15 protein-coding genes are annotated in these 14,127 nt (G+C 63.5%); 8 read left to right on the top strand and 7 right to left on the bottom strand.

Going from position 1 to position 14,127, the window contains the following annotated elements:
• The first annotated feature begins 47 nt into the window (after positions 1-47).
• Positions 48-1,055, top strand: coding sequence for a GTP 3',8-cyclase MoaA (moaA, locus tag VOI21_RS11850; protein ID WP_323770088.1), 1,008 nt, complete (start codon positions 48-50; stop codon positions 1,053-1,055).
• 329 nt (positions 1,056-1,384) lie between these two features.
• Here moaA and VOI21_RS11845 read toward each other — a convergent pair whose 3' ends face one another.
• A complete protein-coding gene (locus tag VOI21_RS11845) occupies positions 1,385-2,491 on the bottom strand; it encodes an anhydro-N-acetylmuramic acid kinase (protein WP_323770087.1) in 1,107 nt (368 codons plus the stop codon).
• Positions 2,492-2,553: 62 nt separating this feature from the next.
• Between VOI21_RS11845 and tyrS the strand changes: the two genes are divergently transcribed.
• Positions 2,554-3,807 carry a tyrosine--tRNA ligase gene (gene tyrS, locus VOI21_RS11840; protein WP_323770086.1) on the top strand — a complete coding sequence of 418 codons (1,254 nt, stop codon included), beginning with the start codon at positions 2,554-2,556 and terminating at the stop codon, positions 3,805-3,807.
• Between the two features lie 145 nt (positions 3,808-3,952).
• On the top strand, positions 3,953-5,140 hold the full coding sequence (locus VOI21_RS11835) for a hypothetical protein (RefSeq protein WP_323770085.1): 1,188 nt from the start codon (positions 3,953-3,955) through the stop codon (positions 5,138-5,140).
• Between the two features lie 20 nt (positions 5,141-5,160).
• Here the strand turns inward: VOI21_RS11835 and VOI21_RS11830 are convergent, their stop codons facing one another.
• Positions 5,161-5,310, bottom strand: a complete 150-nt coding sequence (locus VOI21_RS11830; protein WP_323770084.1) for a hypothetical protein — start codon at positions 5,308-5,310, stop codon at positions 5,161-5,163.
• A gap of 48 nt (positions 5,311-5,358) precedes the next feature.
• Here VOI21_RS11830 and VOI21_RS11825 point away from each other — a divergent pair, with 48 nt between their 5' ends.
• The gene (locus VOI21_RS11825; RefSeq protein ID WP_323770083.1) at positions 5,359-6,252 is read left to right on the top strand and encodes a GNAT family N-acetyltransferase; all 894 of its coding nucleotides are present in this window, start codon (positions 5,359-5,361) and stop codon (positions 6,250-6,252) included.
• 105 nt (positions 6,253-6,357) lie between these two features.
• On the opposite strand, the gene VOI21_RS11820 is transcribed toward VOI21_RS11825, so the two are convergent.
• The 3 genes from VOI21_RS11820 to VOI21_RS11810 all read right to left on the bottom strand — a co-directional run bounded on the left by VOI21_RS11820 (position 6,358) and on the right by VOI21_RS11810 (position 8,609).
• Positions 6,358-7,323 carry a DUF3179 domain-containing protein gene (locus VOI21_RS11820; protein ID WP_323770082.1) on the bottom strand — a complete coding sequence of 322 codons (966 nt, stop codon included), beginning with the start codon at positions 7,321-7,323 and terminating at the stop codon, positions 6,358-6,360.
• A gap of 88 nt (positions 7,324-7,411) precedes the next feature.
• A complete protein-coding gene (locus tag VOI21_RS11815) occupies positions 7,412-8,110 on the bottom strand; it encodes a peptidylprolyl isomerase (protein WP_323770081.1) in 699 nt (232 codons plus the stop codon).
• Positions 8,097-8,609 carry a peptidylprolyl isomerase gene (locus tag VOI21_RS11810; RefSeq protein WP_323770080.1) on the bottom strand — a complete coding sequence of 171 codons (513 nt, stop codon included), beginning with the start codon at positions 8,607-8,609 and terminating at the stop codon, positions 8,097-8,099. Before VOI21_RS11810 ends, VOI21_RS11815 begins: the two co-directional genes overlap by 14 nt.
• Positions 8,610-8,734: 125 nt before the next feature.
• Between VOI21_RS11810 and VOI21_RS11805 the strand changes: the two genes are divergently transcribed.
• A complete protein-coding gene (locus tag VOI21_RS11805) occupies positions 8,735-9,931 on the top strand; it encodes a phosphoglycerate kinase (protein WP_323770079.1) in 1,197 nt (398 codons plus the stop codon).
• Positions 9,932-9,957: 26 nt separating this feature from the next.
• Here VOI21_RS11805 and VOI21_RS11800 read toward each other — a convergent pair whose 3' ends face one another.
• On the bottom strand, positions 9,958-10,995 hold the full coding sequence (locus VOI21_RS11800) for an alpha/beta hydrolase (RefSeq protein WP_323770078.1): 1,038 nt from the start codon (positions 10,993-10,995) through the stop codon (positions 9,958-9,960).
• A gap of 84 nt (positions 10,996-11,079) precedes the next feature.
• On the bottom strand, positions 11,080-12,012 hold the full coding sequence (locus VOI21_RS11795; protein ID WP_323770077.1) for an alpha/beta hydrolase: 933 nt from the start codon (positions 12,010-12,012) through the stop codon (positions 11,080-11,082).
• Between the two features lie 319 nt (positions 12,013-12,331).
• Here VOI21_RS11795 and VOI21_RS11790 point away from each other — a divergent pair, with 319 nt between their 5' ends.
• The 3 genes from VOI21_RS11790 to VOI21_RS11780 all read left to right on the top strand — a co-directional run bounded on the left by VOI21_RS11790 (position 12,332) and on the right by VOI21_RS11780 (position 14,126).
• Complete coding sequence (locus VOI21_RS11790) at positions 12,332-12,634, top strand: FtsB family cell division protein (RefSeq protein WP_323770076.1); 303 nt, start codon at positions 12,332-12,334, stop codon at positions 12,632-12,634.
• Positions 12,635-12,744: 110 nt separating this feature from the next.
• The gene (gene pdhA / locus VOI21_RS11785) at positions 12,745-13,743 is read left to right on the top strand and encodes a pyruvate dehydrogenase (acetyl-transferring) E1 component subunit alpha (protein ID WP_323770075.1); all 999 of its coding nucleotides are present in this window, start codon (positions 12,745-12,747) and stop codon (positions 13,741-13,743) included.
• Complete coding sequence (locus VOI21_RS11780; protein WP_323770074.1) at positions 13,743-14,126, top strand: VOC family protein; 384 nt, start codon at positions 13,743-13,745, stop codon at positions 14,124-14,126. Before pdhA ends, VOI21_RS11780 begins: the two co-directional genes overlap by 1 nt.
• The last annotated feature ends 1 nt before the right edge of the window (position 14,127 follow it).

Here is a 14,127-nt window from a genome sequence, read left to right as displayed (position 1 = left end):
CTTGGTCACTCTTGCCCATACAAGGGTCGACAGCTAGTGTCACGCGCATGACACAGCCCCTCATCGACCCGTTCCAGCGCCCGATCTCTTACCTTCGGGTCTCCGTCACAGACCGCTGCGATTTCCGCTGCGTGTACTGCATGTCGGAGAACATGACCTTTCTGCCGAAGAAAGAGCTTTTGACGCTCGAAGAGCTGGATCGCATGTGTTCGAGCTTTGTGCGACTGGGGGTCGAGAAATTGCGCATCACCGGCGGCGAACCGCTGGTGCGCCGCGATATCATGACGTTTTTCCGCGCGATGACCCGGCATCTTGACACCGGCGCGCTGAAGGAACTGACCCTGACGACCAATGGATCGCAGCTGGAGCGGTTCGCGGATGATCTGTTCGCTGCGGGTGTACGCCGGGTGAACGTGTCGCTGGATACGCTGGACGAGACAAAATTCGCCGACATTACCCGCTGGGGGCGGTTGCCGCAGGTGATCAAGGGCATCGACGCGGCACAAAAGGCCGGTTTGCGGGTCAAGATCAACGCGGTGGCGCTGAAGGGGTTCAACGAGGACGAGTTGTTCACCATCACCGAATGGTGTGCCGAGCGGGACATGGACCTGACGTGGATCGAGGTCATGCCGATGGGCGATATCGGCAACGAGGACCGGCTGGACCAATACTGGAAGCTGGACGACCTGCGGGAACGCCTGACCGAGCGCTATTCCCTGACCGACCTGCCGGAACGGACCGGCGGCCCCGCGCGGTATGTCCGGCTGGACGAGACCGGTCAGAAAATCGGTTTTATCACCCCCCTGACGCATAATTTCTGCGAGAGCTGCAATCGGGTGCGGCTGACCTGTACCGGAGAGTTGTTCATGTGCCTCGGGCAAGAGGACAACGCGGACCTGCGCGCCGCCTTGCGCAACTTCCCCGAGGATGACGCCCCGCTTGAAGAGGCGATCCGCGCGGCGATTGCGCTCAAGCCCAAGGGGCATGATTTCGACTACTCCCGGCAAACGGTGGACGGACGCGTGTCGCGCCACATGAGCCACACGGGCGGCTGAACTCAGCGGAGCGGCTGCGCCGCACAGGTTTGTTTGACGAGGGGCGCTGCCCCTCGCGCTCCCCGGGAATATTTTTGGACAGAAGAAACGGGGCCGAAGTGAAAAGGTCCGCCCCGCAGCGCGAGACGGACCCTGGAAGCAATCGCTTCTCCTGTCGCGGCCATCGGCGTCCCCGCCTGTACCGCAGCACCATCCTCGGGCATCGTGGTTAACAAAAGGTTTGTGTGGCGGCGCCCGCGGTGAAGCGGCATCCCTGAGGCCTGCCACCGCGCCCTGATTTCTTCTGTCTGAAAATATCCCCGCCGGAGGCCCCGCGCCGCAGGCGCGATTCAGGGCTCGACGCTTTCGGGGCGGCTGATTTGGCCGCCGCCCACCGGCGTGGCGACCCCGGTGGTTCCGGGGGCCGAGGTTGGCAGGCCGCGCGCCACCCGGACCGCGAGATAGGCAAAGGCCTGAGCCTCCAGCATATCGCCATCAAGGCCCACATCCTCGACCGGGTGTACCGGGCAATCCAGCCCCGCCGCCAGCATCCGCATCATCACCGGGTTCTTGCGGCCACCGCCGGTGACCAGCACCCGGTCCGGCGGGCTGGGGCAGTGTTCCATGCCCTGCATCACGGCTGCGGCGGCCATGCCGGTCATGGTGGCTGCCGCGTCAGCGTCGGAGAGTTCGCGCACAAGATCCATCATCAGGGAAAAGTCGTCCCGGTCCAGAGACTTGGGCGGCATCTTGCGAAAGAACGCCTCATCAAGGAAGAGTTCCAGCGCGCCTTCTTCGACCTGACCCTTGCGGGCTATTTTTCCGTCGCGATCGCAGTCGAGGCCCAGCCGCTCTGCCACCAGATCGTTGATCGGCGCATTGGCAGGGCCGGTGTCAAAGGCCAGCAGCGCGCCGTCGGCCTCGGGACGGTCTGCCGACGGGTCGACCCATGTCAGGTTGCCGACACCGCCAAGGTTCAGAAAACACAAAGGGCGTGTGGCGCCGATGCTGCGGGCGCAGGCCCAGTGAAAGAACGGCGCGAGCGGCGCGCCCTCCCCCCCAAGGCCGACATCGGCAGAGCGGAAATCCCAGACGACCGGACGGTTCAACCGCTGCGCCAGCGCCGCGCCGTCGCCAAGTTGATGTGTGCCGCGCCCCTTTGGGTCATGCGCCAGCGTCTGGCCATGAAACCCGACGATCTGCGCGCCGGGGAATTGCGACAGCAGTTCGGCGTGGGCCGATTGCACCACGGCAAGCGCCGCGTCCAACCCTTCGCCCGGCCAGCGGCCAAGGGCCGCTTTCAGCGTGGCGCGTTCATCCGCACAATAGGCGCGATATCCGCAGGTGCCGAAATCGAGGATCCGCACGCCATCGGTGTGCAGCATCGCCGCATCCACCCCGTCCAGAGAGGTCCCCGACATGGCACCAAGCGCCCAGACGGCCCCATCCTTCAACATGCTCTTTCCCTCGGCCTTGCCCGTGCTTATAGGTGGCGCGCGCAGTATACAGAGGCTCTGGCATGACCTACCATCCCAAATCGGACTTCATGGCCGTCATGATGCAACGCGGCTTTCTGGCGGATTGCACCGATTATCAGGCACTGGATGAGGCCTTTGCCAAGGGCTGTGTCCCCGGCTACATCGGGTTTGACGCGACAGCCAAGTCGCTGCACGTCGGATCGCTGATCCAGATCATGATGCTGCGCTGGTTGCAAAAAACCGGGCACCAGCCGATCACCCTGATGGGCGGCGGCACGACCAAGGTCGGCGACCCGTCCTTTCGCGCCGACGAACGCCCGCTGCTGACGCCGGACCAGATCGACGACAATATCGCCGGGATCAAATCGGTCTTTGCCAAGTACCTCGACTATGACACCGGGCCGAACAAGGCCCTGATGCTGAACAATGCCGAGTGGCTGGACGGGCTGAACTATCTCGATTTCCTGCGCGACATCGGGCGGCACTTTTCGGTCAACCGCATGCTGTCCTTCGAGTCGGTGAAATCGCGGCTGGACCGCGAGCAATCGCTGTCGTTCCTTGAATTCAACTACATGATCCTGCAAGCCTATGATTTCCTTGAGCTGAACCGCCGCTATGGCTGTCTCTTGCAGATGGGCGGCAGCGACCAGTGGGGCAATATCGTCAACGGGATCGACCTGACCCGCCGGGTGCTGGATCACGAAATCTATGGCCTGACCTCGCCCCTGCTGACCACCAGCGACGGCAAGAAGATGGGCAAGTCGCAGGATGGGGCGGTCTGGCTGAACGCCGACATGCGGTCGTCTTATGAATTTTGGCAGTTCTGGCGCAACACGACGGATGCGGACGTGGGCCGGTTCCTGAAGCTGTATACCGAACTGCCGCTGGACGAATGCGCGAGGCTGGGCGCGCTGGCCGGGTCAGAGATCAACGATGCCAAGATCGTTCTGGCCAATGAGGTCACAACCCTGTGCCACGGGGCCGAGGCGGCGGCGGCGGCGGAGGCGACGGCGCGCGAGGTCTTTGAGAAAGGCGGCGTCGGGGACGATTTGCCGACGCTGGTGCTGACGCGGGACGACATCGGCGACGGCATGTCCATCGTGCAAATGATTGTCCGCTCCGGGTTGGCGAAATCCGGCAAAGAGGCCAAGCGCCTGATCGCCGAAAACGGCGCACGGATCGACGATGCGCCGCTGACGGATGCCGGGCTGATGCTGGATGTGGGGGCTTTGGCCTCTCCGGTGAAACTGTCGGCGGGCAAAAAGCGGCATGCGCTGGTCAAACTGGCGGACTGAGGCGGTCTCACGCCTTTAGCGATTTGCGGGCCATCCTCTGAATTGGCCTTTCGGCGCGGCACCTCTGCCGCGCCTTATCGTTTGCAATTCTTCCTGATCTTGGCGCAGGCTGAAGGATCATGAGATTTTCCAAACGAGTTATAACATGCGCTTTATTGCCCTGCTGACCACGCTCTGGTGCCTTTCCGGCGCTGCCTTCGCCGCCACCCTTGAAACCGACATCACGCCCGAGATGGCCGAGATGGGTTGTACCGCGCGGCTGACAGGTTTCATTGAAAAAGGCGATCTGGAGCGCATTCAGCAATTTCTGGAAACGCCCCTGACGGTGGGTTTCCTTCAACCGGGCTGGAATCAGGAGATCATGAATCGCCAATTCGCCCCCGGGCTGGACTATGCACCAGACTTCTTTTTCACCCACCGTCTGTGCCTGAACAGTCCGGGTGGATCGCTGGTCGAGGCGATGCGGATCGTTGATTTCATCCGTCGACAGAGCACGACTGAAAATGTCGGAGGGCCCAGTGGGATCCAGACCGGGATCGCCCGCAACGATATTTGTGAAAGCGCCTGTGCCTATATCTTTCTCGCCGGGCGTTTCGTCCGTTTTGTCGGCCTCTCTCATTATGAAGGATGGTCGAACCATGTGCTGCATCCGCTGGGACGACTGGGGTTCCACGCCCCGTTCATCGATTCCTTCGACGACACCTCTTATTCGGGCGAGCAGGTCAAACACATCTGGCTTTTGGGTATGGCGGCCACGTCGATGATCTCCAGACAGATTGCCAATGGCAGTATCTTTATGACCAACGACCTGTTTTCTGAAATGGTGACTTACCTGCCCTCAGAGATGTTGCTGGTCAAGACAGTGGGGCAAGCGGTGCGTTGGGATATTTCTGTCCAACCCAACCTGCTCAACTACAATAAATATCCCTATTCGCGCGAAGCGTTTTTCGAGGCGGCCTGCTTGAATGCGGCCGCGCGCGCGCCGACGTTCATCGATCTTGAACCGGTGTCAAACCCGCCGATCTTGCGTGAGAAGGAGACGGTTCAACGGTCCGTCCGGGGGTTCATCGACAGTCTTTCGGGGCGCATCTACGAATGTGAAATCGAAACCAAGGCCTGGGACGACCTGCAAAGCCATTTGAGTTTTGACTACTATGTGCCGGGCACCCTGCGTCGGCTGGAGAACGAATGTTACAAGCCACGCGTTTCGCTGGTGCCCAGCGACCTGTCGTTCGAGTGCGAAGATTGCGCAATCGAGGTGGACATCGGGTGTCTTGGCATCCTGCCCCCGCAGACACCGATCCGCGAAATCCACATGGACCCGCCGGACTGAGAGCGCCTATCGGGTCGACGCTAGAACAGCGCCTGTAGCAGTGCCAGTGCGGCAAAGGGCACGGACAGCAGCACCGCCACCAGCAGGGCGGAGGCCGCTGTGGGCCGGGGACGGGCCAGCACGGCGGTAGCGGGGCGGGGCGCGGCGCGGCGCAGGGGGTTTCGTGTCATGCTGTGCAGTTAACACCATGGAAACTTTCCATCGCGTTAATACGGGGCATGACAGCGACCCTGCCCCTGCCCCTGCCCCAGTCCGAGGAATTTGCCGCCACCTGTCAGGCGCTTGGCCAGCCCTTGCGCCGGTGCAAGCGTGAGTCCGGTCGACGGGTACGGCTGTGGTGGCAGATCCAGTCACGCCGGATGGGTCCCCTTGGGCGGGTCGATCTGGTCTCACGCGGGCCGGTGGCGGCAGAGGCGGAGGATTTGCAGGACTGGACCGCGCGCTGGCAGCGCTGGCATGACGGGCGGCCCTTGGTTTTGAACGCCGACGGGCTGGAGGCGGGCGCGTTGCGCAGCGCCGGGTTCTGGCCGCTGATGACCCCGGCCAGTCTGGCGCTGTTGCCGCTGGGGTCAGAGAACGCGATGCGCGCGGCGATGGCGCAAAAGTGGCGAAACCGGCTGAACCGCGCGACCCGTGAGGGGCTGGAGGTGCGTGAGACGGCGTTGGAGCCGGATCACTGGCTGTTGCCGGCAGAGGCGGCGCAGGCGCGCGCGCGGCGCTATCGCGGGATGCCGCCCGGTTTCAGCGCCGCCTTTGCACAGGTCAATCCGGGGGCCGCGCGGGTCTATGAGGCGCGGCTGCGCGGTGCGCCGGTGGCGGCGGCGCTGATGTTACGGCATGGCCGCATGGCCACGTGGCAGATCGGCGTGACCACCCCCGAGGGGCGGCAACGTCACGCTATGAACCTGCTGCTCTGGCGGGCGATGCAGGGGCTGGCCGCGCAGGGGCATGATTGCCTCGACCTTGGCATCCTGAACGCGCAGGACGCGCCGGGACTGGCGCATTTCAAGCTGGGCACCGGGGCGCGGGCGCACCGGCTGGGCGGGACGTGGCTGCATCTGGGGGCGCTGGCACTGCTGGCGCGCTGCCTGCCGCGACGGTTGATGAGATAGCGGTCGGCGGGCGGTGGGTTGAAAACCCACCCTACGGGCTGCGACTGATGGGATGGCTTGGCCGGGCGGTGGGGTCAAACCCCACCCTACGGGCGGCCGGAGAGGTCAATTGCCCAACATCCACTCTCCGTCCGGCCAGAAGGCGTGAAAGGCAAAGGCGAACAGGACGTCATGCGGCAGGTCCGCGCCCGCCGCGTCGCGCACGCGCACAGACCCCACGTCGCGCCCGGCGGCAATCACCCCGGCATCCAGCGCGGAGGCCTGCCCTGCGCGCCAGCTCAGCACCACCCCGCCCTCGCGGATCTCTTTTGCCTCGGCCAGGCGGTCCATAGGCCAGGCACGGTCGCCCACGCGCACCACCCGCATCAGCGGCGGCACGTCATGCGGCGGCATCTCACCCGAATAGAGGAAGGGCCGTTTTGAACTGTCGTAGTTGCGGTAGGGGTTCTGGCCATAAGGGCGGTTCCACGCCGGTTCCGCCATAACCACACCGTCCGGGTGACGTTCGGCGAACTGGGCAAACCCCTCCATCCAGCTGGGCAACAGCGTCAGTTCGGTGCCGGTCAACTCACCGACAATGCCGGTGCCGATGGCCTGCTGCCACCAGCTTTGAGTTTCGCGGTCATACATGACCATATCGGAATTGCGCAGCTTGCCAGAGACGCCAAAGGTCAGCACGCGGCTCCCGACGCGGCGGTCAAAGCTCAGCGCGGAATTGCACAGCGGGCAAAAGGTGACGGCCACGGGCACATCGCCAATCGTGTCATTCACGATCTCATGCCATGTCAGATAGCGGATCGGATAGGCGCGCGGGCGCTGTCCATCGACCAGCACCGTGATCACCGGCTCATTGCCCTTGATGCGGGTTTCCTGAGCCACCTCGATAAATTGCGGATCGGACAGGGCGGGAATGCCGTCCTTGGGCGGACCGCCGGACATGATCTCGACCCAGTTGGTGATCGTGGTCGTCTCAAAGTCCGTGTCGGGCCATTCGTGTTTCCAGAATGACGGGTCGGCGGCGGCGGGCAGCGCCAGCGACAGGGCAGTGGCGAACGTGAGCAGTAGGCGCATGGGGTCTCCTCCTGATCCAGAGGATGCCCGTTAACACGCCATCTGCCCAGTCTTTCCCACGCGCTCGTGAAAGCGCGTGGGAGAAAGGTCATTCGGTGACTGTCACCTTGACCATGCGGTCGGGTTCACCCGTCACAGAGCCGTTGGCGCGCTCATCGCCGCGTTTGATGGCGTCGACGATCTCCATGCCTTCGGTCACGCGACCCACCACCGTGTATTGCCCGTTCAGGAAAGGACCGGGTTCAAACATGATGAAGAACTGCGAATTGGCGCTGTCCGGGCTTTGCGCGCGGGCCATGCCAACGACGCCGCGTTCGAAAGGCATGTCCGAGAACTCGGCCTTGAGATCGGGCAAGGGTGATCCGCCCATGCCCGCACGGCGCATATCGAAGCCCTCGGCACCGACGCGGCCGAACTCGACATCGCCGGTCTGGGCCATGAAGCCGTCGATGACGCGGTGAAACACGACACCGTCATAGTACCCCGCCCGCGCAAGCGCAGCGATCTGGGCGGCGTGGCCCCCGGCAACATCCTCGAACAAGTCGATGACGATGGTGCCTTCGGCAGCCCCTGCCACCTCGATCCGCAGGCCAAGGTCGGTGCCTTCGGGGATTGGCGTCACCTCTGGCACGGCCAGCGGGGCCGCGACCTCGGGTGTCTCGGGGGCCACGACAACCGGGTCGGGCGTGACCGTTTCCGGCGCATCCCGGCCAGACAGGACCACGTAGACCCCGGCGGCGACAAGTCCCGCCGCCAGAATCGCGATAATGCCCTTAGTCGGCAACATCTGCGGCCACCTTCACCGAAATCATGCGATCGGGCGCGGCGGGCGGCTCACCCCGGGTGATCGCGTCGACATGGTCCATACCGTCGATCACGCGGCCATAGACCGTGTACTGACCGTTCAGGAAATGGTTGTCGCCGAAGTTGATGAAGAACTGCGAGTTGGCGCTGTTGGGATTCTGCGACCGCGCCGCGCCCAGCGTGCCACGGTCATGCGGCAGCTTGGAAAACTCGGCCTTGAGGTCGGGCAGTTCGGAGCCGCCTGTACCCGCGCGGCGCAGGTTGAAATCATTTTCCATGTTGCCATGCGCCACGTCGCCGGTCTGGGCCATGAAGCCGTCGATCACGCGGTGAAAGCACACGTTGTCATAGGCACCGGCGCGGGCCAGTTCTTTCATGCGGGCGCTGTGGTCGGGGGCCACGTCGGGCAAAAGCTCAATTGTGACGGTGCCGCCCTTGAGTTCCATCAGGATGGTGTTTTCGGGATCCTTGATCTCGGCCATGTCTGTCTCTCCGTTTTCAAAACTGCGACGAGAGGTAGCCCGTGACGCCCGGGATGCCAAGACGGCGTTGACCTGCGGCGAAGATCGGGTCTAGTGGACCGCGACAGTGGACCGGAGGGAATAACATGGCCTGGAACACCCTTGACGACATGGACCTGGAGGGCAAGCGCGTGCTGACCCGGGTCGACATCAACGTGCCGATGGAAGATGGGCGCGTCACCGATTCTACCCGGATAGAGCGGATCGCCGCCACGGTGCAGACTATCCTCGACAAGGGTGGCAAGCCGGTGCTGCTGGCCCATTTCGGGCGCCCCAAGGGGGAACGGCGCGATGATATGAGCCTGCGCCACCTGATCCCGGCAATGGAAGATGTGCTGGGCGTGTCGGTGGTTTTTGCCGCCGATTGCATCGGACCGGCGGCGGCGGCGGTGATCGACGCACTGGGTGAAAATCAGGTGGCCCTGTTGGAAAACACCCGTTTTCACGCGGGCGAGGAAAAGAACGACCCCGATCTGGTGGCCGGGATGGCCGCCCTTGGCGATATTTTCTGCTCGGACGCGTTTTCCGCCGCGCACCGGGCCCATGCCTCGACCGAGGGGCTGGCGCATGCCCTGCCCTCCTGCGCCGGACGGCTGATGCAGGCCGAGCTTGAGGCGCTGGAAAGCGCGCTGGGGACGCCGGAACGTCCGGTTCTGGCGGTGGTTGGCGGGGCCAAGGTCTCGACCAAGCTGGAGTTGTTGGGGAACCTTGTCGCAAAGGTCGACATGCTGGTGATCGGTGGTGGCATGGCCAACACCTTCCTTGCGGCGCAGGGCATCGACGTGGGCAAATCGCTGGCCGAGCATGAAATGACCGACACGGCCAAGGACATCATGACCAAGGCAGAAGCCGCCGGGTGCCGGATTATCCTGCCGGTGGATGTGGTTGTGGCGCGCGAGTTCAAGGAAGGCGCCGAGAATGAGACCGTCGCCGCCGATGCCTGCCCGCCGGACGCGATGATCCTTGATGCCGGGCCGCAGTCGGTCGAGACGATCATCGAGGCCATCGACGAGGCGGCAACGCTGATCTGGAACGGCCCGCTGGGCGCCTTTGAGATCGCGCCGTTCGATGCGGCCACCAATGCGGCCGCCAAACATGCCGCGGGCCTCAGCGAGGTGGGCAAGCTGGTGTCCGTTGCCGGTGGCGGCGATACGGTTGCTGCGCTGAACAAGGCGGGCGCTGCGTCGGGCTTTTCCTACATTTCCACCGCTGGCGGGGCCTTCCTCGAATGGATGGAAGGCAAGACCCTGCCCGGTGTTGCAGCCCTTGAAGCCGGGGACTGAAGCGCCCCCTACGACAGGTGCCGCGCTCAGCGGCGCTTGTCGATCCCGCGCTCTAGCTCATACAGCAGCTTGATCGCCGCTGGCGCGGTAAAGGCGGTGTTGTGCTTGCGTTTGTCGCCGCCGGTAAACTCCGTCAGATCGACAATATCCACGGGCAGGCCAGCCAGCCGCGTCTTGTCCTGCATTGACCCCAGCCGCCACTGCTTGCCCGTCAACCATGCCGAGGCGTTGAGCGCCGAGTCGGCGGTCGAGACCAGCACCAGAAACGGCTCTGGAAAGGGTTCGATGCGTGAGGCCTGTTGGACAAACACGTCCTCGTCAATGTCCGGGCTGATCAGCGCCACGCCGCGCAGCGCCTTCAGCGACTTGGTGTTGCCGGAAATCGCCGCCTGTCGCAGGGTTTCGATGGTCAGGTGAGAGCCCATGGAATGCGCCACCAAGGTCACCCGCCACCCATTGTCGGCCAGATCGGTCAGCACCTGTTCCAGCCCGTCGCGGGAATAGATCACGCTGTCGCGGTCGTAGACGTAGCCGCGCAGCTTGCCCGCCGAGGCCCATGAATACAGGACCACCGGGATCTGCGCGTCGAAGTCATGCGAGACCTGCGCGACGCGGTAAACCGCCTCGGCGTTGTTGACGTTGAACCCGTGGACAAAGACCACCACGTCCTTGCGCCCCGGCTGCGAGGCGGCTGTGAGACCGCCAAGAAAGCTTTGCCGGGCCTTGTCCGCGCTGCCGGGATAGGGGCCACCGTCGCGGGTGACAAAATGGCGGCGGGGATCGGGCTTGGCCCGGCCGGGCCATTCGATTTCCCCCTGCTGATGCGTGGGCGGGATCGACACATCCGCCCAGCCATAGCGCAACTCCCGCGACCGTGGCGCGCCAAAGTTCTGCCGCACGAGGTTCAGGTCGCCATCCGGCGCGAGGTTTCGGTTGGTGGCGACAAAAACGCGCCGCATCGCGGCCTCGCCGCCCACAGCCAGCGGCACATGGGCGATTTCGCCCCTTGGTGCGCAGCCCGCGATCAGCAGGCCAAGCCACAGAATGAATAACCCTCTCTTCATGCGGGGAAATTTACCGACAAGGCGATTCGACGCCAGCCTTTTGTTGCGGCACCCCCTCTGAGGTGTGCAGGATTGCAACGACGGCTAGGTCGGCCCGAGTTCCTGCAACAGGCGAATGGCGGCAGGCGCGGTAAAGGCGGTGGAATGACCGGCCCTGTCGCCGCCTTCGATATCGCTGAGGTCGATGATCTCGATCGGCAGACCGTCGAGGCGCGACGGATCCTGAATAGAGCCAAGCCGCGAGGGTTTTCCAGTGATCAGCGCGGCAAGTCCCAGCGCCTTGTCACGCGTGGACACCATCAACATGAAAGGTTCCGGAAAGGGCGAGATCCGGGTGGCCTGTCGCAAAAAGACGTCTTCGTCGATATCGGGGCTGATCAGCGCCACGCCCGCGATGGGCCGCAGCGCGTCGCCCTTGCCCGAAATCGACATCTGGCGCAGCGTTTCCATCACCAGTTGGCCGCCCATCGAATGCGCGAGGATCACGGTCTTGCGCCCGTCCCGCGCCAGTCCCAGCAGCAGGGTTTCCAGATCGTCGCGGGCAAAGATCACGCTGTCGCGGTCGTAGACATAGCCGCGCGCATCCCCCGCTGACGGCCACGAAAAGGAGATCACCGGCGTTTCGGTCTCAAAGTCATGGGCGATCTGCGCCAAGCGATAGATCGCCTCGGCGTTGTTGACGTTGAACCCGTGTACGAACAGGACGACGGAGCCGGAGTCGCCACGCGGGATATCCTTTAGAAACGCATATTGATTGGCATAACGCGACCCCGAGCGGGCGACGAAATGTTGCGCGGGATCAGGTGGCCGGTTGCCGGGCCATTCGATCTGACCGGGCACATGTGTCGGCGGGACGGAAATGTCGATCCGTCCGTAGCGCAGTTGCGGGTCGCGCGCCTCTCCGAACCGCTGTTCGATCAGCGCCGCCGGCCCCGTGCCCTCGACCCGCCGGTCGGTGGCGATGTAGACGGTCTGGACCGTCGACTGAACCGCGTCGGATTTCACGGCCGGCAGCACGGTGATGAATCCTCGAGGGCCGCAACCGACAAGGACGAAGGAAACACTCAGAAAAAGGGTCAGGAGCACACGAGTCATACGCGCACAATCCACCAAGCACGCGCCAAGGTCGATGCTTTCCTTTGGCTTGTTACGATAGGCCGTTCACGATCTCTTTAGCGGGCCGCGCGAATCCCCATCACGTGCAGAAATGCAACGCACCAAGCCATAATTGCCGCCCTTTGCAGGGCAGCTGCGGCACGGGATTCACATTGACCAAAGCCTGTGCCACAGTCACGAAACGCGCCCGATCAATGAGGCGCGGGCTTGAGGCAGAAACATGACAACCCGTCGACCGCGCCCCACTCTTGGCGTTCTCGTCTTTTTCACCGCGACACTGGGTCTGGCCGCCTATTTCACCTTTGCCGCCGTGCAAGGGGACTTTGGCCTGTTCCGCCGCGCCGAGATCGCCGTCGAGGGTGAGCGGCTGGACAAGGAACTGTCTGGCCTGCGCGCCGAGGTGGCCCGGATGGAAAACCTCACGCATCGGCTGTCGGATAATTTTCTGGACCTCGACCTGCTGGACCAACAGGCCCGCGACGTGTTGGGACTGGTGCGCAGCGACGAAATCGTGGTGCGCTGACCGGCGGCACAATGACCGTGTCGTAAGCGCGAGGCTTTACGCCGCCGCCCGCCCCGCCTATCCTTTCCAAAAATAGTTCAGCCTTGAACGAGTCCTTGGGAGGAGACGACATGGCGGCCCGAAAGACGAGCGTGAAACCCAATGTCGCGCCCGAGGAACTGACGCAGTTCTACCGTGACATGTTGCTGATCCGCCGGTTCGAGGAAAAGGCAGGTCAGCTATACGGCATGGGTCTGATCGGCGGGTTCTGTCACCTCTATATCGGTCAAGAGGCCGTGGTGGTCGGTCTGGAGGCCGCCGCCGAAGAGGGCGACAAGCGCATCACCTCTTATCGCGATCACGGTCACATGCTGGCCTGCGGAATGGACCCCAAGGGCGTCATGGCCGAACTCACCGGGCGTGAGGGCGGTTATTCCAAGGGCAAGGGCGGCTCTATGCACATGTTCAGCCGGGAAAAGCATTTCTACGGCGGGCATGGCATCGTCGGCGCGCAGGTGCCGCTGGGTGCCGGGCTGGCGTTCTCTGACAAATACCGGGGCAACGGCCGGGTAACGTTCACCTACTTTGGCGATGGCGCGGCCAATCAGGGGCAGGTCTATGAGACCTTCAACATGGCGGCCCTGTGGGAGTTGCCGGTGATTTTTGTCATCGAAAACAATCAGTACGCCATGGGAACGTCGATGAAACGCTCTACCTCGACGCCGGATATTTACCATCGCGGCGCGGCCTTTGGCATCCCCGGAGAGATGGTCGACGGGATGGACGTGCTGGCGGTGCGCGACGCCGGTCTGAAGGCGGTCAAACACTGCCGGTCTGGCAAGGGGCCCTATATCCTAGAGGTCAAGACCTACCGCTATCGCGGCCATTCGATGTCCGATCCGGCCAAGTACCGCACCCGCGAAGAGGTGTCGAAGATGCGCGAAGAGCGTGACGCCATCGACCATGTGCGCGAACTGCTGGTGCAGGGCGGCCATGCCTCTGAGGAGGATCTGAAGGCCATCGACAAAGAGATCAAGGCCGTGGTGAGCGCCTCGGCGGACTTTGCGCGTGAAAGCCCGGAACCGGCGCTGGATGAGTTGTGGACGGATATTTACGCGGAGGTCGGGTGATGCCGCATTTTGAAATCCACGCAACGGACACGGCACGCGCACGGCGGTTTTACGGCGGGCTGTTTGACTGGGGGTTTGACCCGATGCCCGGGGCGGAAGAGGTCGATTACCACCTGATTTCCGGCACCAACCTTGGCGCGGAGTTAACCGGCGCCATGATGAAACGCATGGGCGCGGCCCCTGCTCCACACGGTCCGGTCCGGGGCTGTACCCTGACCTTTGCGGTCGCGGATGCGGACGAACGTTATGCCTGGGCGCTGGACAATGGCGGGGCAGAGGCGTTGCCGCCCACCGACTATCCCGGCATCGGTCGCGCCGCCTATGTCGAGGACGGAGAAGGCAACATCGTGGGCTTTATCACGCCCGTAACGGGGGAAAACTGAC

This window comes from Antarctobacter sp., assembly GCF_034670325.1.
In the GTDB taxonomy this organism is placed as follows: domain Bacteria; phylum Pseudomonadota; class Alphaproteobacteria; order Rhodobacterales; family Rhodobacteraceae; genus Antarctobacter.
The sequence above is the reverse complement of the archived record's forward strand: the minus strand, read 5'-3'. Positions and strand labels throughout refer to the sequence as shown.

Excerpts from the sequence above, each read along its gene's own strand:
- VOI21_RS11790 (WP_323770076.1), top strand. The coding sequence starts at position 12,332 with ATGACAACCCGTCGACCGCGCCCCACTCTTGGCGTTCTCGTCTTTTTC.
- moaA (WP_323770088.1), top strand. The coding sequence starts at position 48 with ATGACACAGCCCCTCATCGACCCGTTCCAGCGCCCGATCTCTTACCTT.
- VOI21_RS11835 (WP_323770085.1), top strand. The coding sequence starts at position 3,953 with ATGCGCTTTATTGCCCTGCTGACCACGCTCTGGTGCCTTTCCGGCGCT.
- VOI21_RS11820 (WP_323770082.1), bottom strand. The coding sequence starts at position 7,323 with ATGCGCCTACTGCTCACGTTCGCCACTGCCCTGTCGCTGGCGCTGCCC.
- VOI21_RS11825 (WP_323770083.1), top strand. The coding sequence starts at position 5,359 with ATGACAGCGACCCTGCCCCTGCCCCTGCCCCAGTCCGAGGAATTTGCC.
- VOI21_RS11845 (WP_323770087.1), bottom strand. The coding sequence starts at position 2,491 with ATGTTGAAGGATGGGGCCGTCTGGGCGCTTGGTGCCATGTCGGGGACC.
- VOI21_RS11815 (WP_323770081.1), bottom strand. The coding sequence starts at position 8,110 with ATGTTGCCGACTAAGGGCATTATCGCGATTCTGGCGGCGGGACTTGTC.
- VOI21_RS11805 (WP_323770079.1), top strand. The coding sequence starts at position 8,735 with ATGGCCTGGAACACCCTTGACGACATGGACCTGGAGGGCAAGCGCGTG.
- pdhA (WP_323770075.1), top strand. The coding sequence starts at position 12,745 with ATGGCGGCCCGAAAGACGAGCGTGAAACCCAATGTCGCGCCCGAGGAA.
- VOI21_RS11780 (WP_323770074.1), top strand. The coding sequence starts at position 13,743 with ATGCCGCATTTTGAAATCCACGCAACGGACACGGCACGCGCACGGCGG.
- VOI21_RS11830 (WP_323770084.1), bottom strand. The coding sequence starts at position 5,310 with ATGACACGAAACCCCCTGCGCCGCGCCGCGCCCCGCCCCGCTACCGCC.
- VOI21_RS11800 (WP_323770078.1), bottom strand. The coding sequence starts at position 10,995 with ATGAAGAGAGGGTTATTCATTCTGTGGCTTGGCCTGCTGATCGCGGGC.
- tyrS (WP_323770086.1), top strand. The coding sequence starts at position 2,554 with ATGACCTACCATCCCAAATCGGACTTCATGGCCGTCATGATGCAACGC.
- VOI21_RS11810 (WP_323770080.1), bottom strand. The coding sequence starts at position 8,609 with ATGGCCGAGATCAAGGATCCCGAAAACACCATCCTGATGGAACTCAAG.